The sequence below is a fragment of the Dietzia sp. 179-F 9C3 NHS genome (assembly GCF_045369825.1).
GTDB lineage: Bacteria > Actinomycetota > Actinomycetes > Mycobacteriales > Mycobacteriaceae > Dietzia.
Map to the genome: position 1 here is coordinate 177,401 of NZ_JBIQES010000008.1, position 26,040 is coordinate 203,440.

General features: G+C 72.5%; 23 protein-coding genes, 1 tRNA gene and 1 pseudogene. 16 read left to right on the forward strand and 9 right to left on the reverse strand.

What is annotated here, in order from left to right:
- Nucleotides 1–127 precede the first annotated feature (127 nt).
- On the forward strand, nucleotides 128–832 hold the full coding sequence (locus ACH0BZ_RS11695) for a Crp/Fnr family transcriptional regulator (protein WP_406898539.1): 705 nt from the start codon (nucleotides 128–130) through the stop codon (nucleotides 830–832).
- Between the two features lie 162 nt (nucleotides 833–994).
- On the opposite strand, the gene ACH0BZ_RS11700 is transcribed toward ACH0BZ_RS11695, so the two are convergent.
- From ACH0BZ_RS11700 to ACH0BZ_RS11710, 3 genes are read right to left on the reverse strand one after another with little or no spacing between them, the layout of a single operon-like run.
- The gene (locus tag ACH0BZ_RS11700; RefSeq protein WP_406898540.1) at nucleotides 995–1,876 is read right to left on the reverse strand and encodes an MBL fold metallo-hydrolase; all 882 of its coding nucleotides are present in this window, start codon (nucleotides 1,874–1,876) and stop codon (nucleotides 995–997) included.
- Between the two features lie 5 nt (nucleotides 1,877–1,881).
- Nucleotides 1,882–2,361 (reverse strand): RidA family protein, encoded by a 480-nt coding sequence (locus tag ACH0BZ_RS11705; protein ID WP_406898541.1) that lies wholly within the window; start codon nucleotides 2,359–2,361, stop codon nucleotides 1,882–1,884.
- Nucleotides 2,361–2,543 carry a hypothetical protein gene (locus tag ACH0BZ_RS11710; RefSeq protein ID WP_406898542.1) on the reverse strand — a complete coding sequence of 61 codons (183 nt, stop codon included), beginning with the start codon at nucleotides 2,541–2,543 and terminating at the stop codon, nucleotides 2,361–2,363. The genes ACH0BZ_RS11705 and ACH0BZ_RS11710 overlap by 1 nt, the downstream gene beginning before the upstream one ends.
- 66 nt (nucleotides 2,544–2,609) lie before the next feature.
- Here ACH0BZ_RS11710 and ACH0BZ_RS11715 point away from each other — a divergent pair, with 66 nt between their 5' ends.
- Entirely contained in the window at nucleotides 2,610–3,662 is a 1,053-nt protein-coding gene (locus ACH0BZ_RS11715) for an ArsA family ATPase (RefSeq protein WP_406898544.1), read from the forward strand.
- 1 nt (nucleotide 3,663) lies between these two features.
- Complete coding sequence (locus ACH0BZ_RS11720; RefSeq protein WP_406898545.1) at nucleotides 3,664–4,773, forward strand: ArsA family ATPase; 1,110 nt, start codon at nucleotides 3,664–3,666, stop codon at nucleotides 4,771–4,773.
- Nucleotides 4,774–4,806: 33 nt separating this feature from the next.
- Here the strand turns inward: ACH0BZ_RS11720 and ACH0BZ_RS11725 are convergent, their stop codons facing one another.
- Complete coding sequence (locus tag ACH0BZ_RS11725; protein WP_406898546.1) at nucleotides 4,807–5,184, reverse strand: WhiB family transcriptional regulator; 378 nt, start codon at nucleotides 5,182–5,184, stop codon at nucleotides 4,807–4,809.
- 233 nt (nucleotides 5,185–5,417) lie between these two features.
- Between ACH0BZ_RS11725 and ACH0BZ_RS11730 the strand changes: the two genes are divergently transcribed.
- From ACH0BZ_RS11730 to ACH0BZ_RS11745, 4 genes are all read left to right on the forward strand, one after another.
- A complete protein-coding gene (locus ACH0BZ_RS11730; protein ID WP_406898547.1) occupies nucleotides 5,418–7,805 on the forward strand; it encodes a transglycosylase domain-containing protein in 2,388 nt (795 codons plus the stop codon).
- A gap of 76 nt (nucleotides 7,806–7,881) precedes the next feature.
- Nucleotides 7,882–8,856, forward strand: a complete 975-nt coding sequence (locus tag ACH0BZ_RS11735; protein ID WP_406898548.1) for a metallophosphoesterase — start codon at nucleotides 7,882–7,884, stop codon at nucleotides 8,854–8,856.
- Nucleotides 8,857–8,924: 68 nt separating this feature from the next.
- A tRNA-Pro gene (locus ACH0BZ_RS11740) sits at nucleotides 8,925–9,001 on the forward strand.
- A 77-nt stretch (nucleotides 9,002–9,078) separates the two neighbouring features.
- Nucleotides 9,079–11,166, forward strand: a complete 2,088-nt coding sequence (locus tag ACH0BZ_RS11745; RefSeq protein ID WP_406898549.1) for an acyl-CoA dehydrogenase — start codon at nucleotides 9,079–9,081, stop codon at nucleotides 11,164–11,166.
- On the opposite strand, the gene ACH0BZ_RS11750 is transcribed toward ACH0BZ_RS11745, so the two are convergent.
- Nucleotides 11,163–12,620, reverse strand: a complete 1,458-nt coding sequence (locus ACH0BZ_RS11750; protein ID WP_406898551.1) for a hypothetical protein — start codon at nucleotides 12,618–12,620, stop codon at nucleotides 11,163–11,165. The two genes, ACH0BZ_RS11745 and ACH0BZ_RS11750, sit on opposite strands and share 4 nt — an antisense overlap.
- A 156-nt stretch (nucleotides 12,621–12,776) precedes the next feature.
- On the opposite strand from ACH0BZ_RS11750, the gene ACH0BZ_RS11755 reads away from it, so the two are divergent.
- The 7 genes and pseudogenes from ACH0BZ_RS11755 (at nucleotide 12,777) to mgtE (ending at nucleotide 20,031) form a co-directional block, all read left to right on the forward strand.
- On the forward strand, nucleotides 12,777–15,713 hold the full coding sequence (locus ACH0BZ_RS11755) for a DUF4040 family protein (RefSeq protein ID WP_406898552.1): 2,937 nt from the start codon (nucleotides 12,777–12,779) through the stop codon (nucleotides 15,711–15,713).
- Nucleotides 15,710–16,003, forward strand: a pseudogene (locus ACH0BZ_RS11760) (sodium:proton antiporter); the annotation flags it as partial. The gene ACH0BZ_RS11755 and the pseudogene ACH0BZ_RS11760, both read left to right, overlap by 4 nt.
- Before the next feature lie 35 nt (nucleotides 16,004–16,038).
- Entirely contained in the window at nucleotides 16,039–17,634 is a 1,596-nt protein-coding gene (locus ACH0BZ_RS11765) for a proton-conducting transporter membrane subunit (protein WP_406898554.1), read from the forward strand.
- Nucleotides 17,631–18,053, forward strand: a complete 423-nt coding sequence (locus ACH0BZ_RS11770) for a Na+/H+ antiporter subunit E (protein ID WP_406898555.1) — start codon at nucleotides 17,631–17,633, stop codon at nucleotides 18,051–18,053. Before ACH0BZ_RS11765 ends, ACH0BZ_RS11770 begins: the two co-directional genes overlap by 4 nt.
- Nucleotides 18,050–18,322, forward strand: coding sequence for a monovalent cation/H+ antiporter complex subunit F (locus tag ACH0BZ_RS11775; RefSeq protein WP_406898556.1), 273 nt, complete (start codon nucleotides 18,050–18,052; stop codon nucleotides 18,320–18,322). Before ACH0BZ_RS11770 ends, ACH0BZ_RS11775 begins: the two co-directional genes overlap by 4 nt.
- 4 nt (nucleotides 18,323–18,326) lie before the next feature.
- Nucleotides 18,327–18,665, forward strand: a complete 339-nt coding sequence (locus ACH0BZ_RS11780) for a cation:proton antiporter (RefSeq protein ID WP_406898557.1) — start codon at nucleotides 18,327–18,329, stop codon at nucleotides 18,663–18,665.
- A 7-nt stretch (nucleotides 18,666–18,672) separates the two neighbouring features.
- Complete coding sequence (gene mgtE / locus ACH0BZ_RS11785) at nucleotides 18,673–20,031, forward strand: magnesium transporter (RefSeq protein WP_406898595.1); 1,359 nt, start codon at nucleotides 18,673–18,675, stop codon at nucleotides 20,029–20,031.
- 88 nt (nucleotides 20,032–20,119) lie between these two features.
- Here the strand turns inward: mgtE and ACH0BZ_RS11790 are convergent, their stop codons facing one another.
- The 3 genes from ACH0BZ_RS11790 to ACH0BZ_RS11800 form a co-directional block, all read right to left on the reverse strand.
- Nucleotides 20,120–20,665 (reverse strand): Dps family protein, encoded by a 546-nt coding sequence (locus ACH0BZ_RS11790; protein ID WP_406898558.1) that lies wholly within the window; start codon nucleotides 20,663–20,665, stop codon nucleotides 20,120–20,122.
- Between the two features lie 194 nt (nucleotides 20,666–20,859).
- On the reverse strand, nucleotides 20,860–22,389 hold the full coding sequence (locus ACH0BZ_RS11795; protein ID WP_406898560.1) for a catalase: 1,530 nt from the start codon (nucleotides 22,387–22,389) through the stop codon (nucleotides 20,860–20,862).
- A gap of 45 nt (nucleotides 22,390–22,434) precedes the next feature.
- Nucleotides 22,435–22,881, reverse strand: a complete 447-nt coding sequence (locus tag ACH0BZ_RS11800) for a Fur family transcriptional regulator (protein ID WP_406898561.1) — start codon at nucleotides 22,879–22,881, stop codon at nucleotides 22,435–22,437.
- A gap of 141 nt (nucleotides 22,882–23,022) precedes the next feature.
- Here ACH0BZ_RS11800 and ACH0BZ_RS11805 point away from each other — a divergent pair, with 141 nt between their 5' ends.
- Complete coding sequence (locus ACH0BZ_RS11805) at nucleotides 23,023–23,868, forward strand: universal stress protein (protein ID WP_406898562.1); 846 nt, start codon at nucleotides 23,023–23,025, stop codon at nucleotides 23,866–23,868.
- Nucleotides 23,869–23,889: 21 nt separating this feature from the next.
- Here ACH0BZ_RS11805 and ACH0BZ_RS11810 read toward each other — a convergent pair whose 3' ends face one another.
- Nucleotides 23,890–25,398: a hypothetical protein gene (locus tag ACH0BZ_RS11810; RefSeq protein WP_406898563.1), complete on the reverse strand. Its 1,509-nt coding sequence runs from the start codon at nucleotides 25,396–25,398 to the stop codon at nucleotides 23,890–23,892.
- Between the two features lie 186 nt (nucleotides 25,399–25,584).
- Between ACH0BZ_RS11810 and ACH0BZ_RS11815 the strand changes: the two genes are divergently transcribed.
- Nucleotides 25,585–26,025 carry a glutaredoxin family protein gene (locus ACH0BZ_RS11815; RefSeq protein WP_406898565.1) on the forward strand — a complete coding sequence of 147 codons (441 nt, stop codon included), beginning with the start codon at nucleotides 25,585–25,587 and terminating at the stop codon, nucleotides 26,023–26,025.
- Nucleotides 26,026–26,040 lie beyond the last annotated feature (15 nt).

The following is a 26,040-nucleotide window of genomic DNA, read 5'->3' on the forward strand; positions in this document are numbered from 1 at the left end:
AATCGACCGCGGGTCACCCGCGCGTTGCCGCGCCCGTGAGGGCTTCACCGACTACAGTGGCATTCGCCACACGCACGCCTTGGCGCGGCCCAGTCGGGCCGGCGCCCGAAACGGAAGGTCACCCACAGTGACGATCGATCGCCGCACGGACCAGTCCGCCGAGGACGTTCTCACCCGCGCCGGCATCTTCCAGGGTGTCGAGCCGTCAGCCGTCACGGCGTTGCGTGCCGATCTCACCCCGGAGGAGTACTCCAAGGGCGACGTGATCATCCGCGAGGGCGAGCAGGGCGACAGCCTGTACATCGTCACCTCCGGGAAGGTGAAGCTCTCCCGCAAGGCACCCGACGGCCGCGAGAACCTGCTCTCGATCCTCGGCCCGTCGGACATGTTCGGCGAGCTGTCCATCTTCGACCCCGGCCCGCGCACCTCGTCGGCCGTGTGCGTCACCGACGTCGCCGTCCAGTCCATGGACCGCACCGCCCTCAAGCGGTGGATCGCCGAGCGCCCCGATATCTCGGACCAGCTCCTGCGCGTCCTGGCGCGCCGCCTGCGGCGCACCAACAACAACCTCGCCGACCTCATCTTTACCGACGTTCCCGGCCGCGTCGCCAAGGCCCTGCTGCAGCTGGCCCAGCGCTTCGGCACGCAGGAGGGCGCCAACATCCGCGTGACCCACGACCTCACGCAGGAGGAGATCGCCCAGCTCGTCGGCGCCTCCCGCGAGACGGTCAACAAGGCCCTCGCCGAGTTCGCGCACCGCGGCTGGCTGCGCCTCGAGGGCAAGTCGGTCATCATCTCGGACACCGAGCGCCTGGCCCGCCGCGCCCGCTGACCCCGCCCCGCGCCCGCTCCTCCCGAAATCGGCGACTCCGCCGATGAATCGGCACCCCATGTGGGGGTCGCCGATCCCGCGATCGACTCGCCGATTTCGGCAGGGCTGGGGAGCGCCTCACCGCGGGGCACCCGCCGTCGGCAGCAGGCCCAGCCGCAGCGCTCAGGCGCCGTCGCGGTCCAGGCGGTCGAGGTAGCGCAGCGCCACGAGCGTGGACTGCTCGGCCACGGTGAGCAGGAACGGCGAGACGTCGCGGTAGATGTGCTGCGTGATCGCCGCGGCGGAGGCGTCGGCACCGAGTTCGGCGCGCGCGGCCACGATCTGCTCGAGCCGGTCGCGCCGGTGCCGTGCCAGGACCTGGGCGGCGCGGGCGGTGTTCTCCACGTCGGGCCCGTGGCCGGGGATGCCCGTCACGCCGTCGGCTCGCGCGGCCAGGGTGTCGAGGCTCGACAGGTAGTCGCCGAGGTCGCCGTCGGTCGAGTCGAGCACGGTCGAGTCGCGGCCGAGGATCGTGTCGCCCAGCACCACGCAGTCGGCGGGGGCGGTGAACCCGGCGCCGGCCCGCCGGACCTCGACGCACACCGAGTCGGCGGTGTGTCCGGGCGTCGCGAGCACGGTGAGGTCCAGTCCGGCGGCGTGCACCACCTCGTCGTCGTCGAGCGGCGCGGCGTCCCGGCAGAACCTCTCCTGCACCGCGCGGACGGGCACGGCACCTCCCGCGCCCGCGCCCACTCTCTCCCCCTGCGCGGCGAGGGCGTCGCGCAGCTGGTCGATGCCGTCGGTGTGGTCGGCGTGGCGGTGGGTGACGACGACGAGTTCGACCGCCCCGGCAAGGGCGGCCACCCGCTCGGCGTGCCCGCGGTCGTCCGGTCCGGGGTCCACCACGACGGAGGTGGGCGAGCCCGGGGCACGTAGGACGACCGTGTTGGTGCCCTCGAACGTCATCTCCGAGGGGTTGTCGCAGAGGATCACCCCGGCCAGATCCGTGACCGGTCGCAGCGTCTCGTACGCCGGGAACCGGATCGGGGAGAGGCCGGAGCTCATGTCGGTCAGGCCTCGACCTCGACGACCATCTCGACCTCGACCGGCGCGTCCAGAGGCAGTTCGGAGACGCCAACAGCGGAGCGGGCGTGCACACCGGAGTCGCCGAAGATCTCGCCGAGCACGTCGGAGGCGCCGTTGACGACGGCCGGCTGGCCGCCGAATCCGGGCGCGGAGGCCACAAAGCCCACGACCTTGACGATCCGCACCACCGAGTCGATGCCCACGAGGCCGTCAACCGCGGCGAGCGCGTTGAGGGCGCAGCGGCGGGCGAGCTCAACGGCGTCCTCGGGGGACACCTCGGCGCCGACCTTGCCGGTCGCGGCGAGCGCGCCGTCGACCATCGGGAGTTGGCCGGAGGTGAAGATGTAGGCGCCGGAGCGCACGGCCGGCACGTAGTTGGCCACCGGTGGCACGACGGTCGGGAGCTCGATCCCGAGCTGCTCGAGCTTGCGGGTCCAGTAGCCGGGGGTGTCGGAGTCCGGCATCAGAGCCGACGCTTCATGTAGGCGACGTGCTGCTCACCCGTGGGGCCCGGCAGCACGGAGACGAGCTCCCAGCCGTCACCGCCCCACTGGTCGAGGATCTGCTTGGTGGCGTGGGTGAGCAGCGGGACGGTGGCGTACTCCCACCGGGCCGGGCTCGCGGCTGTGGCGTCGGTCTCGCTCATGCGCCCCACTCTAGGGAATGGCGCACCTCCCCGCGAGGAGGGCCTCCGCCGCCTAGGGTGGAACCCATGCCCTCCACGTCCCAGTCCGCGGCGCCGCCGACCCAGGCGACCATCGCCGACGCGCTCTCCACCGGGTGGTCCGAGAACTCGGCACGCGCCGAGCTCCACTACGTGTCCGGGAAGGGGGGAACCGGCAAGACCACCGTCGCCACGTCGCTGGCGCTAGCGCTGGCCTCCCGCGGGCAGCGGGTGCTGCTGGTGGAGGTCGAGGAGCGCCAGGGCATCGCCCGCGCCTTCGACCGCGAGGCGCTGCCCTACCGCGAGGAGCTGGTGGCCAAGGTCGAGGGCGGCGGACGCGTGTACGCGCTGGCGATCGACATCGAGGCCGCGATGCTCGAGTACCTCGACACCTTCTACCACCTGGGGATGGTGGGCAAGGCCATGCGCACGGTGGGGGCGATCGAGTTCGCCACCACCATCGCGCCCGGCCTCAAGGACGTGTTGCTCACCGGCAAGATCTACGAGGTGGTGACGCGCGAGCACACCAAGAAGGAGGTCTCGTACGACGCTGTGGTGGTGGACGCCCCGCCCACGGGCCGCATCGGCAAGTTCCTCGACGTGACCACCGCGATGGCCGACCTCGCGGCGGGCGGGCCGATCCGTCGGCAGGCCGAAGCCGTATCCGAGCTCGTCCACTCGCCGCGGACGGTGGTGCACCTGGTCACGCTGCTCGAGTCGCTGCCCGTGCAGGAGACGATCGAGGCGGTCGAGGAGCTCGCCGGGCACGGCATCCGGGTGGGCGAGGTGGTGGTCAACCGCGCCGAGCCACGACACCTGGACGACGACGGGCTCGCGCGCATCGCCGACGAGCAGATCGACGCCGAGGCCGTCCTGGACGGGCTCACCGAGGCCGGCCTGAAGCTCGACGAGGAGGGCCTGCAGGGTCTGCTCGTCCAGGCCATCGAACACGCCCGCGTGGCCACCGGCCAGCTCGAGGCCGGCGAGCGCCTCACCTCGGCCGGCTGCTCGACCGTGGTCCTGCCGGCCCTGCCCCACGGCGTCGAGGTCGCCGATCTCTACGACCTCGCCTCCGCCCTCGTCGACCAGGGAGTGCGCTGACATGACACGACGCCTCGACATCGCCGGACTGCTCTCCGACCCCGCGACCCGGGTGGTGGTCTGCACCGGCGCCGGCGGCGTGGGTAAGACCACCACCGCCGCGGCCGTGGCGCTACGCGCAGCGGAACTGGGCCGGCACACCGTGGTCCTCACGATCGACCCCGCGCGGCGCCTCGCCCAGGCGATGGGCGTGGACGACCTGTCCAACGAGCCGTCCCCCGTCGAGCTCGAGCCCGAGGTGGCCGAGGCGGGCGGCTCGCTGCACGCGATGATGCTCGACATGCGTCGAACCTTCGACGAGCTGGTCACCGCCAACACCACGCCCGAGAAGGCGAAGTCGATCCTGGACAACCGCTTCTACCAGACCATGGTCACCTCCTTCGCCGGCACGCAGGAGTACATGGCCATGGAGAAACTCGGGCAGTTGCTCGACGACTCGACGTGGGACCTCGTCGTCGTCGACACTCCCCCCTCCCGCAACGCCCTGGACTTCCTCGACGCGCCCCGGCGCCTCGGGTCGTTTCTCGACAGCCGCCTCATGCGGCTGCTCTCGGCGCCGGGCCGCGGCGTGGGCCGGCTCGTCACCGGCGCCATGAGTACCGCGCTGCGCGGCGTGTCAACGGTGGTGGGCTCGAGCATGCTCAAGGACGCCTCCGAGGTCGTGGTAGCGCTGGACACGACGTTCGGCGGGTTCACCACGCGCGCGGCGCGGACGCAGGCGATCCTGCGCCGCAAGGGCACGGAGTTCCTCGTGGTCTCGTCGGCGGAGCGGCCCGCGCTGCGGGAGGCCGCGTTCTTCGCCGAGCGACTCTCGGAGGAGAAGATGCCGCTGGCCGGGGTCGTGGTCAACCGCACCCACCCGCGGCTCACGGACCTCACGGCCGAGCAGGCGTGTGCGGCGGCGGACCGGCTCGCGGACAGCAACCCGGAGGCGGAGGCGGTGCTGCGGATCCACGCCGACCGGGCGCGGACAGCGACGCGGGAGGTGCGGCTGCTGGAGTCGTTCACCAGCACCCACCCGGACGTCGCGATCGTCGGCGTGCCGTCGCTGCCCTTCGAGATCTCCAATCTCGAGGCGCTGCGGTCGGTGGGCGATCAACTCTGCGGCTGACGCCGTAGACCCGCGGGTGTGAGCCGGGGTTCCTCAGTTCGTGTCGGAGTGGCGCTGGATCTGCTGGGCGAAGAAGTCCGCCCAGGACCGGACCTCGGGGTGCTGCTTGAGCAGGGCGCGGCGCTGACGCTCGGTCATGCCGCCCCACACGCCGAACTCCACGCGGTTGTCGAGCGCGTCGGCGCGGCACTGGAGCAGGACGGGGCAGTGCCGGCAGATCGAGGCGGCCTTACGCTGGGCGGCGCCGCGGACGAAGAGCTCGTCCGGGTCGATGTCGCGGCAGCGGGCCTGGGCGACCCATTCCTGACGACCCTCCCCGAGGATCGTCTCCTCGGAGCCGAGGGGGTTGCTGGTCCCGGGGCGGACCCGGGGGTAGGCAGAACGCGAGGTTCCGGGAAGGGTGGCCGTCATCGAAGTACCCCTGTCTGTGTGGAGACACCCCGGGAACCCCAGCGCGCCTCCGGCCTTCTGAACCCGCCCGGCTCGGCGGGTCCACCAACTTGCCGCGATGGACCGGAACTCGTCCCGGCCGTCCCGCGTTCCCCCATATTGTTACCGCAGTCACACAACAGAAGTAAAGAGTCAGCTCACCGACACGGCCCGCCGAGGGTGTCCGAACGGGGGTGTTCACGTACCCTGGGCGCGTGTCGGCCTTCAATTCCCTGGGAAAACTCGCCGCGGCCTGCGTCGCGGCGGGGGTGGTCGCGGCCGGCGCCGTGTTCCCCCTCGCCGGAGCAGCAGGCCTCGCCTCCAACAAGATGGCGGATTCCCTCGCCGGGACGTCGGCCGACCTCATCAAGGGCGACCTGCCGTCGATCTCCACGGTCACCGACTCCGCGGGGGAGCCGATCGCGTGGCTGTACGACCAGCAGCGGGTTCTCGTCCCCAGCGAGGAGATCTCGCAGAACATGAAGCTGGCGATCATCGCGATCGAGGACCGCCGCTTCGCCGACCACCAGGGCGTGGACTGGCGCGGTACCGTCCGCGCGTTCCTCACCAACGCCACGGCCGGCGACGTCCAGCAGGGCGCCTCCACCATCGACCAGCAGCTGGTCAAGAACTTCCAGTTCCTCGTCTCCGCGGAGAACGACGCCGAACGGCGCGCCGCCGTCGAGACCACCCCCGCCCGCAAGATCAAAGAGATCCGGATGGCGCTCACCCTGGACAAGGAGCTGAGCAAGGAGGAGATCCTCACCAAGTACCTCAACCTGGTCTCCTTCGGCAACGGCGCCTTCGGCATCCAGACCGCCGCCCAGACCTACTTCGGGGTCGACGCCAAGGACCTCACCGTCCCGCAGTCGGCGATGCTCGCCGGCATGGTCCAGTCCACCAGCGGGTTCAACCCGTACACCAACCCCGAGGCCACCACGGACCGCCGCAACACGGTCATCGACACGATGGTGGAGACCGGCGCCATCCCGGCGGCCGACGGCGCGGCGTACAAGGCCGAGCCGCTCGGCGTCCTCGACCGGCCCAAGTCGCTGCCCCGCGGCTGCATCACGGCCGGCGGAGCCGGCTTCTTCTGCGACTACGTGCTGGACTACCTCAACCAGAACGGCCTGAGCCGGGAGATGGTCGAGCAGGGCGGGTACACCATCCGTACCACCCTCGACGAGCGCGTCCAGGCCTCGGTCCAGCGGTCGCTGGACACGTTCGGCAACCCCAAGGGCCAGGGCGTGGCCGAGGTGATGAGCGTCGTGCGCCCCGGCAAGGAGTCCCACAAGGTCGTGGCGGTGGCCTCGAGCCGCCAGTACGGCCTGGACCAGTCCGCCATGGAGACCGTGCAGCCGCAGCCGTTCTCCCTCGTCGGCGACGGCGCGGGCTCGGTGTTCAAGATCTTCACCGTGGCCGCCGCCATGGAGCAGGGCATGGGAACCAACGCCACTCTCTCGGTGCCGAGCCGCGTCCAGGTGTCGGGCCTCGGCGCCGGCGGCGCCGCCGGCTGCCCGCCCGGCCAGTACTGCGTGGAGAACGCCGGCGCCTACCCGGGCTCGCTGTCCGTGTCGGACGCGCTCGCCCAGTCCCCCAACACCACGTTCGTCAACCTCATCAAGGACGTCGGCGTCTCCCCCACCGTGGACATGGCGGTGCGCCTGGGGTTGCGGACCTACGACCAGAAGGGGTCGGGCCCGGGCGGCGAGTCGATCGCCGGGTTCGTCAAGAAGAACAACCTCGGCTCGTTCACCCTGGGCCCCAATGCCGTCAACCCGCTCGAGCTCTCCAACGTGGGCGCCACCATCGCCTCGGGCGGCGTGTGGTGCCCGCCGAGCCCCATCGAGTCCATCACCGACCGCAACGGCAAGCCCGTCGAGCTCGCGGAGCCGGAGTGCGAGCAGGTGGTCGAGCAGGGCCTGGCCGACACGCTCGCCGTGGCCATGTCCAAGGACGGCGTGGGCGCCGGCACCGCGGCCAACGCCGCGGGCGCGGCGGGCTGGAGCCTGCCCAGCTCGGGCAAGACCGGCACCACCGAGGCCCACCGCTCGTCGGCGTTCCTCGGGTTCACCAACCAGTACGCCGCCGCCGTGTACGCCTACAACGACGGCACCACCACCACCGAGCTGTGCTCGGCCCCGCTGCGCCAGTGCTCGTACGGCGACCTCTTCGGCGGTATGGAGCCGGCCCGCACCTGGTACTCGGCGATGAGCCCCATCTCGACGATCTACGGCCCGGTCGCCCTCCCCGACCCGGACCCGGCCTACCAGCGCGGTAAGAGCTCGGGCGGCCTGCCGGACGTCGAGGGCATGAGCCAGTCCGCGGCCACCTCGGTGCTCACCGCAGCCGGGTTCCAGGTCAACTCGCAGTTCGTCTCCGGCACCGGCCGCCCGTACGGCACGGTGATCGGGCTCGACGGCGGCACCGGCGTCCCCGGCGGCACGGTGACGATCCGCGTCTCCGACGGCTCCCGCGCGTCCGGCGGAGCGGGCGCGAGCGGCGGCCAGGGCGACTCGGGACCGCCGGCGGCGATCGGCGACGACCCCGTCGTCCTCAACGTCCCGGGCCTGGCCCCCATCACCATCGCCCCGCCGCCCTGAGCCCACCGCCCCGAGCCGCGTGACCCCGCCCGCCCGCAGCCCGGTGGGCCCGCGCCCGCGTCGGTAGGCTGGCCGGATGCATCGCCCCTACCGCCGGAACCGTTCCTCTGTCGTCGCCGCCCGCGCGGCCGCCGTCCTCGCCGGGGCGGCCGCGGCCGGCACCGCCTACGCGGGCGCATGGGAGCGCAACGCCTTCGCCCTGCGCCGCTACACGCTGCCGCTGCTGGCGCCCGGCTCCGAGCCGCTGACGATCCTGCACCTGTCCGACCTGCACATGCTGCCCGGGCAGAAGCGCAAGCAGCGGTTCGTGTCCGCGCTGGCCGAGTTGTCGCCGGACCTCGTCGTCAACACCGGCGACAACCTGTCCAGCGACCGCGCAGTGCCCACCGTGGTGCAGACGCTCGGCCCGCTGCTCGACGTGCCGGGCGCGTTCGTCTTCGGCTCCAACGACTACTACGCGCCCGTGCCCAAGAACCCGCTGCCCTACCTCGGAATCGGGGAGAAGACGCACTCGGAGATCCCGCTGCCGTGGCGGGACCTGCGCGCGGCGTTCACCGAGCGCGGCTGGGTGGACGTCACGCACCGGCGCGCCGAGATCGCCGTGGACGGCCGCTCGGTGCTGGTGGCCGGGGTCGACGACCCGCACATCGGGCGCGACCGGTACGACGAGATCGCCGGCCCCGCCGGCCCCGCCTTCGACCTGCGGATCGGCCTGACCCACGCGCCGGAGCCGCGGGTGTTGGACCGGTTCGACGACGACGGCTACGACCTCGCCCTGGCCGGCCACACGCACGGCGGGCAGCTCCGCCTGCCCACGGGCGCGATCGTCACCAATTGCGGGATCGACCGCTCGCGGGCCCGGGGCGTCTCCGCGTGGGGCCGGAACCTCGTGCTGCACGTCTCGGCCGGGCTCGGCACGTCGCCGTACGTGCCGATCCGCACGTTCTGCCGGCCCGAGGCCGCACTGCTCACGCTGGTCGGCGGCCCCGGCGGCGGCGAGGCGGAGACGCCGGTGGAGCCCGTGCAGATCCGGGAGCCGCAGTTCGCCTGAGCCAGGGTGGCCGTCACCCGGTTTCGCGTATCGGCCGGGCGGGCGCTAGAGTGTCTCTCGTTGCACCACGGGGTGTGGCGCAGCTTGGTAGCGCGCTTCGTTCGGGACGAAGAGGCCGTGGGTTCAAATCCCGCCACCCCGACCATCGAGAGGGCCCTTCCGCCACGCGCGGAGGGGCCCTTTTCGGTGTCCGCCCCGCGCGCGTCTCCGTAGAGTCGGGGCATGACCTCCGAGACCGACGTCCAGAAGTCCGCCGACGGGTCCGCCCCCGGGACCCCCACCACCCCACCGCCCGCCCGCCCCGCCTTCGGCCGGGTCACCGGCCCCGCCGGTCCGGGCGACACCGCGCTCGCCGCGGCCCTGCAGAAGGTCCTCGACGGCCACTGGGCCGACACACGCCGCGCGACGCGCGAGGCGATGACCCCGGAGGTGCTCTCCCCGATCGGGCTGTCGATGGAGGAGCACCGGGAGCACGTGCTCGGCCAGCTCTCCCGCCTCGCGGAGACGGGTATCCCCAAGCTGGGCTTCCGCAAGGAGGACGGGGGCGCGGGCGACGCGGGCGGCGTGCTCACGGCGTTCGAGATGCTCGGCCACGGCGACCTGTCCCTCATGGTCAAGGCGGGCGTGCAGTGGGGCCTGTTCGGTGGTGCGATCTCCAACCTCGGTAACGCCGAGACGCGGAAGAAGTACCTGCCGGACGCGATCTCGCTGGACCTGCTCGGCTGCTTCGCCATGACCGAGCTCGGCCAGGGCTCGGACGTGCAGAACCTCGAGACCACGGCGACCTTCGATCCGGAGACCGGCGAGTTCGTCGTCCACACCCCCACCCCGAGCGCCGAGAAGGCCTACATCGGCAACGCGGCCCGCGACGGCCGGCTGGCCGCGGTGTTCGCCCAGCTCATCACGCCCAACAAGGACGGGGAGCCGGACAACCACGGCGTGCACTGCCTGCTCGTGCCGATCCGTGACGAGGACGGCAACGACCTGCCGGGCATCACGACCACGGACCACGGCCACAAGGGCGGGCTGCTGGGCGTGGACAACGGTCGGATCCGGTTCGACAACGTCCGGGTGCCGCGGGAAGCGCTGCTCGACCGGTTCGGTGCGGTCGACGAGAAGGGGCAGTACTCGTCGTCGATCGAATCCGACGGCGCCCGGTTCTTCACCATGCTCGGCACCCTGATCCGCGGCCGGGTGTCGGTGGGCGCGGCGGCGGGCGCGGCGGCGCGCACGGCGCTCGCGCTGGCGGTGCGCTACGGGCTGGTCCGCCGCCAGTTCGACCACCCGGAGACCGGCAAGGGCATCCCGCTGCTGGAGTACCGCGAGCACCAGCGCCGTCTCATGCCGCGCGTCGCCCGGGCGTACGCCTACGCGTGCGCGCAGAACGCGATCATCGCCGAGCTCGACGAGTTCGAGAAGTTCCCGGACTCCTTCGACGACCGCCGCCGGCGGGAGATGGAGGCGCACGCCGCGGGTATCAAGGCCGCGGTCACCGGCTGGGCCAACGAGACGATCAGCGAGGCCCGCCTGGCGTGCGGCGGCGCGGGGTACATGGCGGAGAACCGCTTCACCGCGATGCGCGCGGACGTGGACGTGTTCTCGACCTTCGAGGGCGACAACGTGGTGCTCATGCAGCTCGTCGGCAAGGAGCTGCTCACCGCGTACGCGAGCGAGTTCGGCGACATGAACCAGAAGGAGACCGTGTCGTTCGCGCTCAACATGGTGGCCGAGGTGGTGCAGGAGAAGACCCGCGCCTCCACGCTGTGGCAGAAGCTCGTGGACTCGGTGACCGACCGCGAGCACACGGACCTGCTCGACCGGGGCAACCAGCTCGAGCTGCTCGTGGACCGCTCGGAGCACCTGGTGGAGACGGCGGCTCGGCGGCTGCGCAAGGCGCAGGGCGAGGACGGCTCGGAGGCGTTCAAGGTGTTCAACTCGGCGCAGGACCACATCCTCGCGGCGGGCCGGGCCCACATGGACAGCTGGGTGTTCATGCAGTTCGTCGAGGCGATCGAGGCGTGCGAGGACGACGCGGCCCGCGAGATGTTGGGCATGATCGCCGACGTGTTCGTGCTGGACGTGGTGGACCGCGACAAGGGTTGGTTCCTCGAGCACAACCGGCTCACCACGGAGCGGACCAAGGCTGCCACGGCCGCGCTCAACCGGCTGTGCACCAAGCTCGCCGGCAAGGCGCGCACGCTGGTGGACGCGTTCGCGATCCCCGAGTTCGTCTTTGACGTCCCGATGCTCAACGACGGCGGGGTCGACGCCCCCGTCGAGGCCTCCGCGGGCGCCGAGGGCCTGGGCTAACGCACCACCCGCGCGGCGAGGACCGAGGCCGTAGCCACCGCGGCAAGCACGACGGCGGCGGTCCACGCCACGCCCGCGGGCCCGCCCAACAGGAGCGCGTCGAGCGCGGCGGTGGCCTGGCCGGCGGGGGTGCCCGAGACGGCGGTGACGGCGGCGCCGGGCGCGGTGCCGGAGACCCACACCCACCACGCCCCGCCGATCGACAGGCCGGCGGTGGCCAGCGCGACGAGGCGGCCGGGCCAGGCCCCGAGGGCGGCGGCGAGGGCGCGCCACAGGGCCCAGGAGGCGACGACGGCGAGGGCCACGATCGCCACGGTGGCCACCGCGGTGGCGGCGGTCGGGGTGTCCGCGGTGGCGAGCGACCACGCGGCGAGGCCTGCGACGAGCGCGCCCAGGGCGAGGGCGGTCTCGGCGACGGCGCCGCGACCGGCCTCCTCGTCCGGGCGCTGCCGCCGGACGAGCTGGACGAGCAGGGTGCCGAGGACGGCGCCGGCGGCCACGGCGAGGATCCCGGCGCTGGTGCGACGGTGCGAGGCGTCCTCGGCCTGCGCGGCTGCGGCGCCGGCGTCGCCCTGCTCCGCGGCCAGGGCCTTGCCTGCGCGGCCGATCGCGTCGTGGGTCCGGTTCGCGGAGTCACTCACGCCCGCCGCGCCGTCGCGCAGCTGCCCGGCGCCGTCGGCGAGTTCAGCGGCGCCGTCGCGGAGCTGGTGTGAGCCGCTGGTGGCCTGGAAGACGCCGTCGCGCAGCGGAGCACCGGCCTCGGAGAGCTGGCGGGCGAGTTCGTCGGCGCCGCCCTCGAGCCGGTCGAGGTCGGAGAGCATGCCCTGGTTCATGCCCTGGGTCTCGAGCTGCCGGCGCAGGCCGGTGAGCGCGTCGCGGGCCCGCACGGTCTCGGGTGCGTCGCCCTGCAGGCGGCCGAGCGCGTCGTCGATCGCCGTCATCACCTGGCCCTGGACCACGGCCACGCCGCGGACGGCGCCCACCACCTGACGCACTCCCCCGGCCACCTCGGTGGCGCCGGTGCCGGCCTGGCCGAACCCGGCCTGGAGCTGGTCCATGCCCTCGGCGAGCTCGGCGCCGCCGGTGCGCATCTGCTCGGCGCCGTCGGAGAGTTCGGCGGATCCCTCGCGCAGCCGGTCGGCGCCGGCGGTGGTGAAGGACGAGTTGGCGGAGGCGTCCGAGAGCGCCGACTGCAGTGGCCCGCCGATCCCGGGTTGGTCCGTGTCGTCGTCGGGGGTGGGGCCGACCACCGCCCACAGGGCGGCGAGCACGAGCGGTGCCACCACGAGCACCAGCGCGAGCAGCCGCCGCACGGGCGACACCGGGCCGGCTGCCCGCCCCCGTCCCGGTCGGTCCCCGGGCTCCGGTTCCCGTCGGGGCCCGGCGGGGTCGGCCGGGGGGAGCTCGGTGGTGACGGCGTCGTCGTGGGCCTCGGGAACGTCCGGGGAGGTCATGCCCGGATGCTAGCCGCGACTGACACACGTTCCCGCAGGTCACCCGGCATGCCCCCGCATTGATGTCCGAGCCGATTGATAGGCTCGTCACAAGCCCGATCTCCGGCCCCGGCGCCGGACCCCTCCCGCTCCCCTCGACGGCGCCGGAAAGGAGTCATGAGCCCCGCCTTCTCCTCCCCTGTGCTGGCCCTGGCAGCGGCCGGCCTGGCCATGCTCCTGGCGTGGCCGCTCACGCGGTGGTTCGGCAGGGCGGCGGGCTGGCCGCTCGCGGCGCTCTACCTGCTCGGCGCGGCGGCGCTCGTCCCCGACGTGGCCGCCGCGCGCGACGGCATCCCCGCGAGCTACACGCGGATCCCGTGGGTCCCCGGGCGCGACTGGACCCTGGACCTCCTGCCCGACCCCATGGGCCTGCTCTTCGCGATGCTCGCGCTCGTGATCGGCGCGGTGGTGCTGGCCTATTCCACGGCGTACCTCGGGGAGATCGACGACGACGGGGGCAGGCTTCAGCACTACGGCTTCTACCAGCTCATGACCCTCTTCACGGTCTCGATGGTGGGGCTGGTCCTCACGGACTCGCTGCTGGTGCTGTTCGTGTGCTGGGAGCTCACGTCGCTGGCGTCGTTCGCGCTCATCGCCAACTCGGGCCGGTCGGCGTACGGCTCGGCCATGCGGACGCTGCTCGTGACGTTCGCCGGCGGCCTGGCCCTGCTCGCCGCGGTGGTGGCCATCTGGCTGCGGACCGGCACCACGTCGCTCTCGGAGGCGCTCGCTCACGAGGTGTGGGCCACGGACCCGGGCTTCACCACCGCGATGGCCGTGCTCGTGGCCGTGGCCGCGTTCACCAAGTCGGCCCAGTTCCCGTTCCACTTCTGGCTGCCCGACGCGATGGCCGCCATCACCCCGGTGAGCGCTTACCTGCACGCCGCGGCGGTGGTCAAGGCCGGCATCTTTCTGCTCATGCGCTTCTCGCCGGCGTTCCACGACGTACCGGTGTGGAACGCGCTGCTCGTGTCGGTGGGCATGGCCACGGCGGTCATGGCCGCGCTGTTCGCGCTGCAGAAGACCGACCTCAAGCAGCTCATGGCGTACTCCACGGTGAGCCAGCTCGGCTGGATCGTCGCCGCGATCGGCGTGGGCACGCAGGCCTCGCTCGCCGCCGCCGCGCTGCACACCCTGGCCCACGCGCTGTTCAAGTCCGGGCTGTTCATGCTCGTCGGCGTGGTGGACCACGAGGCCGGCTCGCGCGACATCCGCCGCCTGGGCCCGCTGTGGCGGCGCATGCCGTTCAGCTTCGGCGCCACCGTGCTCGGCGCGGCCGCGATGGCCGGCATCCCACCCACGCTCGGGTTCGTCTCCAAGGAATCGATGCTCATCGCGTTCGGCGACGTGGCGGGCGGCGGCCGGGCGGCCGTCGTCGCCCTGCTCGCCGCGGCCGTCCTGGGCGCGATCCTCACGTTCCTCTACTGCGCCCGCATCGTCATGGGCGCGTTCCTCGGCCTGTACTCCGACCGCACCGACGTCTCCGGTATCCACGAGGCGCCGGTGCGGCTCTGGCTGCCCGCCGCCCTGCCGGCCGTCATCGGCCTGCCGCTCGCCTTTGCCGGCGGCGTCCTCGACGCCCCGCTCACCGCGATCGCGCGGTACGCCGGTGGGCTCACCTCACACGCCTACGAGGCCCACGTCGAGCTCTGGCACGGGGTCACCCTCGAACTCGGGCTCACCGCGCTCATCCTGGTGGTCGGCGCGCTGCTCGTGTGGCAGCGCCGCCACATCGACCGGGCCCTGGACCGCGACCTGCTGCCGTTCTCCGGCGCGTCCGCGCTCGAGGCGCTCACCCGCGCCACCGTCCGCGGCGGCCGCGCGCTCGTCCGGCCCACCGCCTCGGACTCCCCGGCCCGCCACGCCGGGGCGCTGCTCGCCACGATGAGCGCCTTCGCCATCGGCGTGGGCGGCTGGGCGCTGGTAACCGGCGCCGAGCTGCCCGCGCGCGTCGGCGACCTCGACCGGACGGTCGACGTGGTGATGCTCGTCGTCATCGTCGTCGCCGTCGCCGGGCTGACCGCCGCGCCCTCGCGCATCGCGGCCGTCGTGCTGCTCTCGGCGGTCGGCATCGCCACCACCATCCAGATCTTCGCGCTCGGCGCCCCCGACGTGGGCCTCACCCAGCTGCTCGTCGAGGCGCTGACGATCATCGTGTTCATGCTCGTGCTGCGCCGGCTGCCGGGGACGTTCGTCAAGCCGTCGCGGCACCGCCGCACCGCGGCGATCGTGCTCGGCGTGGTCTCCGGCCTCGCCGCCACCGCCGGCGTGCTCGCCTTTACCGGCCGCCGCGAGCGCTCACCCATCGGGATGTACCTGCTGGAGAACGGCGCGGAGATCACCGGCGGCTACAACGTCGTCAACACGATCCTCGTGGAGTTCCGCGCACTCGACACCTTCGGCGAGGTGTCGGTTCTCGGCGTGGCCGGCATCGCGATCCTCGCGGTGCTCGGCTCCGTGCGGGCCGCGGACCGCGACCCGGAGGACGAGGCCACCGTCGCCTACCCGCTGTGGACCCGGCCCCGCACCGGCCGCGGCGGCGAGGCGCTCGAGGACGCCGCCCGCAACACCGCCCCGCTGCGGCTGCTCGCCCTGGGTGTCGCCCCGGTCCTCGTCGTGGTGTCGGTGATCCTCCTGTGGCGCGGCCACAACGAACCCGGCGGCGGGTTCATCGCCGCGCTCGTCGCCTCGTGCGCAGTGGCCCTGATCTACCTCGCCCGCGAGTCCGACGCCCCGGTGAGCCGGCCCTCGACACCCGTGGCGCTCATCGGCGGCGGTCTTCTCATAGCCGGCCTCACCGGCGTGGGCGGCTACGCGCTCGGCGCGTTCCTCCAGCCCGCTCACGTCCACCTCGCCGGACAGCACCTCAGCAGCGCCCTGCTGTTCGACCTCGGCGTGTTCGCGGGCGTACTCGGGCTGGTCATGACGGCGTTCAACACGCTCGGCACCGGCCGCCTGCGCACGTTCCTCGAAGGCGCCGGCACCGCCGAGGCCCGCCGCGGGCAGGCCGAGATCGAGCGGGAGCAGTCCGAGCGCGAGGAGGCCGAGCAATGACCCTGGCCCTGACCATCGGCGTCCTGGTGGGCGGCGGCGTCTACCTCATGATGCAGCGCGGCATGGTCCGCATCGTCTTCGGACTCACCCTGGTCAGCCACGCCGTCAACCTCATCCTGCTGGCCGCCGGGGTCTCCGCGTGGCGCGCCGAACCGCTCACCGACGTCAACGACCCGTCCGTCGCGGCCGACCCCCTGCCCCAGGCGTTCGTGCTCACGGCGATCGTCATCACGCTCGCCGTCACCGTGTTCATGCTCTCCCTGGCCGTGGTCGGCCGCGACGACGACACCCACCGCACCCCCGAGACCGGAGAGGGGCACGACCGATGACGGCCCTGCTCCTCCCCCTGCTCGCGGCGGTTCCGGTGATGGCCGCGGCGCTCACCGCGATCCTGCCGTGGCGCCTGCCCGGCCGTGCGCTCGCGCTCGCCGTCCCCGCGATCACCGCGGTCACCGGCCTCGGCCTGCTCGCACATCACCGCTCCACACCCGTCGAGGTGGCGCACGTGGGCGGTTTCGTGCCCGGGGTCGCGATCCCGTTCGTCTCCGACTCGTTCACCGCGATCATGCTCGTCGCGACCGGAGTCGTGGCGACGCTCGCCCTGCTCTTCGCCGACCTCACCGGCGAGTTCGCGCGCAGTCGCTACTTCGCGCCGCTCGCCCTGCTGCTGCTCGCCGGCTCCAACGGGGCGCTGCTCACCGGGGACCTGTTCAACCTGTTCGTCTTCGTGGAGGTCATGCTCCTGCCGTCGTACGCGCTCATCGCCATGACCGGCGGCTGGCGCCGGCTGGGGATCGGACGCCTCTTCGTCGTCGTCAACCTCCTCACCTCCACCCTCCTCCTCGCCGGGGTGGGCTTCGTCTACGCCACCGCCGGCGCCGTCAACATCGCGGCCCTCGCCGGGGCCGCCACCGAGGACGGGCGGGTGGCCGCCACGCTCGGCGTGGTGATCATGGCGCTGTGCATCAAGGCCGGCGCCGTGCCCGTCCACGGCTGGCTGCCCCGCTCCTACCCGGGCACCTCGGCCGGGGTCATGGCGCTGTTCTCCGCGCTGCACACCAAGGTCGCGCTCTATGCGGTGATCCGGATCTGGGCCACCGCCTTCGACCTCGACCCCGCGTGGGGGCGTGTCCTGCTCGTGGTCGCGCTCGTCACCGTGATGTGGGGCGCGATCGCCTCGGTCGCACCGACCCTCGGGCGCGAGGTCCTGGCCTGGCAGATGGTCTCCGGCGTCGGCGTCATCCTCGCCGCGCTCACGGTGGCACCGCCCGTCGGGCAGGCCGGCGGCGGCGCCGGGCCGGGCGGCGCGATCGTTTACATGGTCCACCACATGGTCACCATCGGCGCGCTCGTCATGCTGCTCGGCGCGGCGGAACACGTGTACGGTACCGGCCGCCTCGACCGGCTGTCCGGCCTGTGGCACCGCGAGCGACCGCTGGCGGTGCTGCTCGTGATCGCGATCGCCGCGCTCGTCGGGCTTCCGCCCACCTCCGGTCTCACCGGCAAGCTCGAGGTACTTCTTGCGTCCATGGCCACCGGCGGCGGCTGGGGCGTGGCGACGATCGCCGTGGTCCTGGTCGGCTCCCTCGTGGGGCTCGTCGCCATGGTCCGCCTGTGGCGCGAGGCCATGTGGGGCGCCCCCATGACCCGGTACCGTCCGCTGGACGTCGAGGGTCGGCGCACCGGGTGGACCGGGCTCGACGACGAGGTGCGCGTCCCCGCCCGACTGCTCCTGCCGGCCGGGCTCCTCTGCGCCCTGTCCGTGGCCATGTTCCTCGGCTACGGGGCCGTCGCCCCCGAGGTCGACCGCGCGGTGGCCGGGCTCATCGACACGAGCGGCTACGTCGACGCCGTGCTCGGCGGGGGCGGAGCCGGCGGAGGCGAGGCGCTCACCGAGACGACCGTCGGAGGTGCCCGATGACCGGGCATGAGCCGACCGGGCGCGGGTCGGCGGGGCGGACGCCGACGGGTCGGGGCCTCCCCGGCCGCATCGTGCGGGCGCCGCTCGTGCTGCTGTGGCTGCTCTGGCACGTGGTCCTGTCGTCGGTCGCGCTGACGCGCGCCGCGCTCACCCCGGGCCCGATGGGCTCCCCCGTCCTGGTCCGCTACCCCATGCACAGCCGCACCGACGTCGAGGTCACGGCCCTGGCCTGGGCCATCACCGTGACCCCCGGCACCCTGGTCACCGTGATCGGCGAGACCGACCTGTGGGTGCACGTGGTCCTGGGTGGCCCGCGCGAGGAGATGATCGACATGCTCCGGGAGACCGAGGACAGGATCCTGTCCGTGCTGCGCGCGCCGGGCGACCGGCTCGACGCCGAGCGGGGTGGGTCCGCATGAGCACGCTGCTCACCGTGCTCCTCGCGATCGGGACCGTGATCGTGGCCGCAAGCATGCTCATGGCCGCCGCCCGGGTGCTGCGCGGGCCCGATGACGCCACCCGCGCTGTCATGGCCGACCTCACCTACTTCTGCGCGCTCGCCCTCTTCGTCCTCTTTGTGATCCGCGTCGGCTCGACGGTCGCGATGGACGTGGTGATGCTGGGCTCGCTCATCGGTGTGCTGGCCACGGTCGCGCTCTCGCGGCTGCTGTCGAGGGGACGGAGGTAGCGCGATGCTCATGGACCTGCTCATCGGCGTGCCCGTCCTGCTCGGCTCGCTGTGCTTCCTCGCCGCCTCGGTGGCCATGAACCGCGCGGGCGACGCGATCTCCCGGATCAACGTGCTGTCCGTGGCCACCGGCCTCGGGATGATGCTGTTCATCGTGGCCGCCTTCGTCCACGAGCTCCGCTCCGGCTTCCACTGGATCACGCTCGTCATGGCACTCGTGGCGTGGGGCGCTACGGTGGTGGTGACCTCGGTCGCCTCCATCACCCTCGCCCGCGCCGCGTACCGCGCGGACATCGTGCTGGACCCTCGGACCGGGTACGACGACCTCTCCGGGGAGGACTGACGTGACGATCGACCCGATCGACCTGCGCGACCCCGCCGAGGCCGCCCGGCTCATCGACCAGTTCCTCGACGACGACGACCTGCGCGGCGCCGCCGAGCTCGTGGCCGCGATGCCGCCGTGGCTCGTGGTGGACGTCCTCGAGCGGGCCGGCGCCCGGGAGCGGGCGGTGCTGTTCCGGCTGCTGTCCAAGGACGCCGCGCACGTGGCGTTCGAGGCGCTCGACCCGCCGCTGCAGTCCGAGCTCATCCGGGACCTGCACGCCGACCGCGTCGGCCAGATCTTCGCCGGCCTCGACCCCGACGATCGCGCCGGGCTCGTCGACGAACTGCCCGCGCACGTCGCCACGCGGCTACTACGCGCGCTGTCCGAGGACGAGCAGGCCCTCACCGAGACGGTCCTCGGCTACCCGACCGGATCCGTGGGCCGCCGCATGACCCCGGAGTTCGTCACCACCCACCCCGGCACCACCGCGGCCGAGACCCTCGACCGGGTCGCCCGGCGCATCGACGAGGTCGAGACGATCTACGCCCTGCCCGTGACCGACGACCAGCGGCGCCTCGTGGGGATCGTGGGCCTGCGCGCGGTGATGCGGGCCGACCCGGACACCCTGATCAGCGAGCTCATGAACGAGGCGGTGACGGCGAGGGCACGCGACTCCGCGGAGAAGGCGGCCCGCCGCGTGGCCGACGAGCGGCTCATCGTGCTGCCGATCGTCGACGACGAGACCCGGCTCGTCGGGATCCTCACCTTTGACGACGCCCTCCAGGTTCTCGAGGACGCCGAATCCGAGGACGTCGCCCGCCAGGGTGGCGCCGAGCCGCTGCGGCGCCCCTACCTCTCCACTCCGGTGCGGTCGCTCTTCCGCTCGCGGATCGTGTGGCTGCTCGTCCTCGCCCTGGGCGCCGCGCTCACCGTGCAGGTGCTCGAGGTGTTCGAGTCGACGCTCGAGGAGGTGGTGGCGCTCTCGCTGTTCGTGCCGCTCATCATCGGCACCGGCGGCAACACCGGCAACCAGGCCGCCACCACCGTGACCCGTGCGCTCGCCCTGGGCGACGTCAGACCCAGCGACGCACTACGGGTGCTCGTACAGGAGGTCCGCACCGGCTTCACACTCGGACTGGTCCTGGGCGGCTGCGGGTTCGGGCTCGCCGGCCTGGTCTACGGGTTCGACCTCGGGCTGGTGATCGGGGCTACCCTGCTCTCGCTGTGCACCATCGCCGCCACGGTCGGTGGGCTCATGCCGCTGCTCGCACGGTCCGTGCGCGCCGACCCGGCGGTGTTCTCCAACCCGTTCATCACCACGTTCGTCGACGCCACCGGGCTGGTGGTGTACTTCCTCATCGCGCGCACCGTCCTCGGGTTGTAGGCGCCCGTCGACGCAGACAGCCGCCGCGGCCGGAGCCGGGGCGGCTGCCCGTGACGGGGCGCGGCTGGTCGGCGGCACCCGTCTCGACCTACACGGCCTGCGCCTGCCACATCCAGTGCAGCTGCTCGAGCCGCGCGGTGATCCCGATGAGCAGGTCCTCGGTCACCGGATCGGCACCGCCCACCTTCTCGATGTTCCTCCGCAGTCGCTTGATCGTCGCCGTGAGGGCGGCCGTGGTGATATCCACGACGTCCTCGTCTGCGGTGAACCCCTCGCCGACCTTGGCCAGCGCCGAGTCCTTGGCGACCGTGGTGGAGCGCCCGTCCGGCATGACGCCGATCGCGGTGGCCCGCTCGGCCACCTCGTCGGTGAACGTCCGGGCGTCCGCCACGACCTCGTCGAGCGCCAGGTGGACGCTCCGGAAGCGGGGACCCACCACCGCCCAGTGGACCTGCTTGGTCACCAGCGACAGGTCGATGAGGTCGACCAGCGACTGCTGCAGCGCCGCGCCGGCTGTCTTCTGCTGCGCTGCGGTGAGCGTCGAGGTGATCGGGCTCGTCGCCGCCGACGAGGTCTTGGCGACCGCCGACTTCGTGTCGGCCTTCTTGGTGTTCTTCTTGGTGTCCTTGGCCATGGTGGTGGCCTCCTTTCGGTGGTGTCCCCGCTGCACCGGGCTCTCTCGGACAACTCTCGGACGTCTCCCAGACATCGGCGACTCCGTCACCGGATCGGCAGGCCTCAGATGGGCTGCCGATCCGGCCGGAGGGTCTCCGATGTCAGGGACGCGGAGCGGCGGCGCGGGGGTGGTGGGCCGGTGAGCCCTGCGGTCTAGACCCGCAGGCGGTGGTTACCGCGCTCGGCCAGCCCCTCGACGCCCTTGCGGACGTTGTCCCCGAGCTCGGGGTCCACGGCCGACCAGTAGGCGTAGACCCGCTCGAGCAGCTCGGTCTCGGAGGGGTCGATCTTCCCGACGTGCCCGGCGATGTTGTAGGCCAGTCGCTCGCGGGCCGCGTCGTCGAGGACCTCGCGGTACAGGGTGGTGGCCTGCACCTGGTCGGTGTCCTCGGCGTGCGGCTCGACGTCCTGCCGGCTGATGTCCGAGCCCTTGGTGTCCCACTCGCCGAAGTCGTAGGCCTTCGACGCGTCGGCGGTCGGGCCGTCGATCGAGTTGGGGTGGTACTCGGCCATCTCCGCCTGGTTGAACGCGTACTGCATCTGCCCCTCCTTGGAGTAGGAGTTCAGCGGCGAGATCGGCGCGTTGACCGGCAGCTGCGTGTAGTTGGGGCCGATGCGGTAGCGGTGGATGTCCGGGTAGGCGAAGATCCGGCCGAGCAGCATCTTGTCGGGCGAGAAGCCGATTCCGCGCACGATGTTGGTCGGCGCGAACGCGGCCTGCTCGATCTGCGCGTGGTGGTTGTCCGGGTTCCGGTTGAGGGTCATGGTGCCGACCTTGCGCTTCGGGTAGTCCTTCTGCGACCAGGTCTTGGTCAGGTCGAAGGGGTTGAAGCGGTAGCCGTCGGCCTCCTCGAGCGGCATGACCTGCACGTACAGGTCCCACGACGGGTAGTCGCCGTTGCGGATGGACTCGTAGAGGTCCTCACGGTGCAAGTCGGGGTCCGTGCCGGCCAGCCGGTCGGCCTCATCGGCGGTGAGGAAGTCGATGCCCTGGTTGGTCTTGAAGTGGAACTTGACCCAGTGGCGCTTCCCCTCGGCGTTGATGAACTGGTACGTGTGCGAACCGAAGCCGTCCATGTGGCGCCACGTCTTGGGGATGCCGCGGTCGCCCATGAGCCAGGTGACCTGGTGGGTGGTCTCGGGACTCAGGGTCCAGAAGTCCCACTGCATGGCGTGGTTGCGCAGGCCCGAGGCACTCTTGCGGCGCTGCGAGTGGATGAAGTCCGGGAACTTGATCGCGTCACGGATGAAGAAGATCGGGGTGTTGTTGCCCACGAGGTCGTAGTTGCCCTCCTGGGTGTAGAACTTCAGCGCGAAGCCACGCGGGTCGCGCCAGGTGTCCGGGCTGCCCTTCTCGCCGGCGACGGTGGAGAACCGCGCGAGCATCGGGGTCTTGACGCCCTTCTGGAACAGGCCGGCGCAGGTGATGTCGGAGACGTCCTCGGTGGTCTCGAACTCGCCGAAGGCGCCGGAGCCCTTGGCGTGCGGGATGCGCTCGGGGACGTTCTCCCGGTTGAAGTGGGCCAGCTTCTCGATCAGGTAGAAGTCCTGGATCGTCTGCGGGCCCTGCTTGCCGACGGTCGCGCTGAACTCGTCGTGTGGGACGGGGACACCACTATCCGTGGTGGTCGGCGCCTTGGCTTGGACGTCGCGACGTCCTTTGTCGGCGGGATGGGTGCTCATCGTGATTTCTCCTCAGGGGTGGGCGGGCGGAGTGTGGTGTGGGTCTCAGTCTGCCGCGAGGGCCGCCTCGCTGGTCCGGCATTCGGGGCACACTCCCCAGAACACGACCTCGGCCTCGTCGATCTCGAAGCCGCGGTCGTCCGACGCGGTGAGGCAGGGTGGGCTGCCCACCGCGCAGTCGATGTCCTCGATGCGGCCGCAGTGCCGACACACGAGGTGGTGGTGGTTGTCGCCGACCCGGCGCTCGTAGCGCGCCGGGGACCCGGCGGGTTCGATGCGGCGCATGAGGCCGGCGGTGGTGCACACGCGCAGCGCGTCGTAGACGGTCTGCGTGGACACGGCGCCGAGCCGCTCCCGAACACGGGTGGCGACGTCCTCGGCCGAGATGTGCGGCCGGGACTCGACGACGTCGAGGACCGCCAGCCGCGGCGCGGTGACCCGCAGCCCGGCCGACCGGAGCAGCGCCCCGGGTTCGTGCGTCTCCGTCGTCATGTCGTTGACCCTAACCGATAAACTGGAATGTGTCCATAAAACGAAAAGATCTGTTTTGGGCACCCGGTGCCACTGCCGGGTTGTGCCCCGGCGGCGCCGACTAGGCTGGGTTGAGCCTGACGCCGCACCCAGGAGGAACTCATGTCGGAGCCCGCCATCGGACCGGTCATCTGCGGATACGACGGATCGCGGGACGCGCGCCGCGCCGTCGCCTGGGCCGCCGGCTGGGCCCGCGACCACGGCGCCCCGCTCGAGGTGATCTCCGCCGACCGCGCCGTCGGCCGGGTGGTCCGATTCGACGAGACCGCCCGCGCCAACGTCGAGGGAGCGATGCGGGACCAGCTCGCCGAGCTGACCTCCGACGTCGAGTCCCGCTACCGCGTCGTGGCCGACACTCCCGTGGGCGCACTCGTCGAAGCGTCCCGGAACGCCTCCGCCGTGGTGGTGGGCAGCCGCGGCCTCACCGCCCGCGAGGATTTCGCGATGGGCTCCACCTCCGCCGGCATCGTCGAGCACGCGAGTTGCCCGGTCATCGTCATCACCCCGCACGCCTCTGAGACGCCGCCGGCCGGCCCTGTCGTCCTCGCCGCCGACGGCTCCCCCGCCGGCGAGCCGGCCGTCGCGTTCGCCTTCGCCGAGGCCGAGCGCCGCCGCACGAGCCTGCGCGCCGTGCACTGCGTGGAGGTGCCGCGCCTGCCCGGCGCCTCGCTGTTCGACCTGGACCGCCTCGCCGAGAGCGTGCTGGCCGAGGACGAGAAGGAGATCACCGACGCCCTCGCCCCGCACGAGGCCCGCCACCCCGACGTGTCCGTGGACCTCGTCCTGGTGGTGGGCGAGCCCGCCGTGACGATCGCCGAGGAGTCCCGCGACGCCGCCGTGCTGGTCACCGGCTCGCGCGGCCACGGCGGCTTCGCCGGCATGCTGCTCGGCTCCGTCTCGCGGCGCCTGCTCCAGAAGGCCCCCTGCGCCGTCATCGTCGTCCGCTGACGCGGGGCGGGGGCGGGGCCCCTACCCGATCCGCAGCATCCGCGTGAGCGTCGGCTGCCACATCACGCCGGGCCCGTCGCCGCGCGCGGCGACCGTCCCGGTGAGCTCCATGGGTTCGTCGATCGGCGCCACCCCGACAGGCGTCCGCGCCGCCTCCCGTCCCGTCTCCACGTCGATGGAGAGCGCGTCCACCGGGCCCGCCTTCTGCGCCAGCCCGTGGTCGAGGAACGGGTGGGGCGCCCGCGGCCCGTACGCGAGTGAGTGGATCTGTCCGTCCCCGCGCGTGAGCTTGGGCAGCGAGGCTGTGCGGGCAGTCGAGGTCCACGCGCGGCCGGCGCACGAGCCGTCGGGGCGGACGTCCACGCGGGTCATCCCGCCCGCGTACGGGGCGCCCGCCGGCACGGCCGGGCCGTCCGTCGCGAACGGCGGGTACTCGAACCCGTAAGTGTTGACCAGCACCAACGCCGTGTCCCCACCGGACTGCCCGGCCGCGATGATCGAGTTCTCGGTGGCCGCGGGCCCGTCGATGAGGACACCGTCCGGCGCGGCGCTCGTCGGGTCCAGCGTGGTGGCGAAGGCGGGCGTGCGGCAGAGCACCTCGCCGTCATCGCGCCGCAGCACCAGCAGGTCGGGCCGGTCGGTGTCGTCGGTGATCGCCACCAACCCGTTGCCGGGCCCGAAGTACGTTGGCGTGGTGCCCGAGCCGTGGGCGAGCAGTCCGGGTTTGCGTCCCGGCCCCACGTCGTAGCCGTGCCGCCAGCGAACCGTGGGCGTGCCGTCGGCGGCCAGGTCCACCTCGTACAGCGCGCGCGTGGTGAGGATGGACGCGCCGCCGGGCCGCACGGTGAGCCCGTTGGTGATCTTCTCCCCCGCCGGCAGAGTGAGGGTGCGTAGCGAGGCGTCGTCGCCGGGGCGCACCGTCCCGACCGTGCCGCCGGAGGTCGCGTACCAGATCCGCCCGTCGAAGGCCGGGGCCAGGCCGGTGACGGCGTCGCCGTCGGGCACCCCGGCGGACAGGTCGGCGAGCACCTCGACCGTCATCCGCCACGGCCCGTCCGGCGTGCGCTCGTGCCCCACGGCGAGCAGGCGCCGGTTGCCGTCGGCCACCACCACGCGGTCGCGGTCGTCGAGGTAGCCGTAGACGCCGCCGAGCAACGCCCCCTTGGCCAGTTGGATCTCGGCCAGCACCTCGGCGGTGTCGGGGTGGAGCAGCTTGACCGTCGGCGCGAGCGGCGTGGGCGGGTGCAGACCCAGGTAGGCGGTGCACAGCGCGACCGGCAGGCCGTCGGAGCCCACGAACACGGTCGAGCAGGTGGCGCCGGTGAGCGCGGCGGTCACGCGCGCGTGCGGCCCGGGCCCGCGGCCGGGCAGGGTGTCGGTGGAGGCCATGTCGCCGTGGACCGACGACGTGCCGTCGGGCCCGAGCCCGGGTGGGGAGGCGGCGGCCGGCGCGGCGTGGCCGGTGAGTGCGGCGGCGGGGGTGACGACGACGAGTGCCACGATCGCCGCCAGTGTCCGCACCGCCCTCATGTGCCCATTCCACCACACTCTCCGCGAGCACCTCCCGGGATCGGCCCGATTCCCCGTGGTCGGCCGGGTCCGACACCCCCGGTGTCGGTCGCTCGGGGAGGGACGGCCGGCCACACCTCGGTGGCCAGGGCTGTCCTGATCGAGTAGCGCACTCGGTCGGCACGCCGGCACATCTACCATGACCCCATGAGGATGCAGGTCTATGCCCTGCTCGCGATCATGGCGTTGACGGTGGCCGTGGCGGCCGGGCAGGCGATGGATTCGCTCGGCACCGTGCCGGGCCTGGCAGTGGGTGTGCTCGGCCTTGCCCTGATCGTCGGTTCCGGGATGTGGATGCTGCGCAAGGGCCGTCACACGCCGTGGCCGGAGGCCGAGGCCGCTCTCGCGGACGGGGCGGCCGTCGCGCTGTGGAAGCCGGGTTGCTCCTTCTGCGAGCTGCTGCTCCGGGCGCTGGCGGACGACGAGCGCGTGGTGTGGGTCAACGTGTGGCGCGACGACGACGCCAACCAGCGTGTCCGCGAACTCAACGACGGCGCCGAGTACACCCCGACCGTGCTCGTGGGCGACACGGTGCTGCGTAACCCGTCGGCCGCCGCGGTCCGCGAGGCACTGGCCTCCGGCACCTGACCACCGGGCGGCCGC

Excerpts from the sequence above, each read along its gene's own strand:
- ACH0BZ_RS11700 (WP_406898540.1), bottom strand. The coding sequence starts at position 1,876 with ATGAGCTCCGGCCTCTCCCCGATCCGGTTCCCGGCGTACGAGACGCTG.
- ACH0BZ_RS11705 (WP_406898541.1), bottom strand. The coding sequence starts at position 2,361 with ATGCCGGACTCCGACACCCCCGGCTACTGGACCCGCAAGCTCGAGCAG.
- ACH0BZ_RS11710 (WP_406898542.1), bottom strand. The coding sequence starts at position 2,543 with ATGAGCGAGACCGACGCCACAGCCGCGAGCCCGGCCCGGTGGGAGTAC.
- ACH0BZ_RS11715 (WP_406898544.1), top strand. The coding sequence starts at position 2,610 with ATGCCCTCCACGTCCCAGTCCGCGGCGCCGCCGACCCAGGCGACCATC.
- ACH0BZ_RS11720 (WP_406898545.1), top strand. The coding sequence starts at position 3,664 with ATGACACGACGCCTCGACATCGCCGGACTGCTCTCCGACCCCGCGACC.
- ACH0BZ_RS11725 (WP_406898546.1), bottom strand. The coding sequence starts at position 5,184 with ATGACGGCCACCCTTCCCGGAACCTCGCGTTCTGCCTACCCCCGGGTC.
- ACH0BZ_RS11735 (WP_406898548.1), top strand. The coding sequence starts at position 7,882 with ATGCATCGCCCCTACCGCCGGAACCGTTCCTCTGTCGTCGCCGCCCGC.
- ACH0BZ_RS11745 (WP_406898549.1), top strand. The coding sequence starts at position 9,079 with ATGACCTCCGAGACCGACGTCCAGAAGTCCGCCGACGGGTCCGCCCCC.
- ACH0BZ_RS11750 (WP_406898551.1), bottom strand. The coding sequence starts at position 12,620 with ATGACCTCCCCGGACGTTCCCGAGGCCCACGACGACGCCGTCACCACC.
- ACH0BZ_RS11755 (WP_406898552.1), top strand. The coding sequence starts at position 12,777 with ATGAGCCCCGCCTTCTCCTCCCCTGTGCTGGCCCTGGCAGCGGCCGGC.
- ACH0BZ_RS11765 (WP_406898554.1), top strand. The coding sequence starts at position 16,039 with ATGACGGCCCTGCTCCTCCCCCTGCTCGCGGCGGTTCCGGTGATGGCC.
- ACH0BZ_RS11770 (WP_406898555.1), top strand. The coding sequence starts at position 17,631 with ATGACCGGGCATGAGCCGACCGGGCGCGGGTCGGCGGGGCGGACGCCG.
- ACH0BZ_RS11775 (WP_406898556.1), top strand. The coding sequence starts at position 18,050 with ATGAGCACGCTGCTCACCGTGCTCCTCGCGATCGGGACCGTGATCGTG.
- ACH0BZ_RS11780 (WP_406898557.1), top strand. The coding sequence starts at position 18,327 with ATGCTCATGGACCTGCTCATCGGCGTGCCCGTCCTGCTCGGCTCGCTG.
- ACH0BZ_RS11790 (WP_406898558.1), bottom strand. The coding sequence starts at position 20,665 with ATGGCCAAGGACACCAAGAAGAACACCAAGAAGGCCGACACGAAGTCG.
- ACH0BZ_RS11795 (WP_406898560.1), bottom strand. The coding sequence starts at position 22,389 with ATGAGCACCCATCCCGCCGACAAAGGACGTCGCGACGTCCAAGCCAAG.
- ACH0BZ_RS11800 (WP_406898561.1), bottom strand. The coding sequence starts at position 22,881 with ATGACGACGGAGACGCACGAACCCGGGGCGCTGCTCCGGTCGGCCGGG.
- ACH0BZ_RS11805 (WP_406898562.1), top strand. The coding sequence starts at position 23,023 with ATGTCGGAGCCCGCCATCGGACCGGTCATCTGCGGATACGACGGATCG.
- ACH0BZ_RS11810 (WP_406898563.1), bottom strand. The coding sequence starts at position 25,398 with ATGAGGGCGGTGCGGACACTGGCGGCGATCGTGGCACTCGTCGTCGTC.
- ACH0BZ_RS11815 (WP_406898565.1), top strand. The coding sequence starts at position 25,585 with ATGAGGATGCAGGTCTATGCCCTGCTCGCGATCATGGCGTTGACGGTG.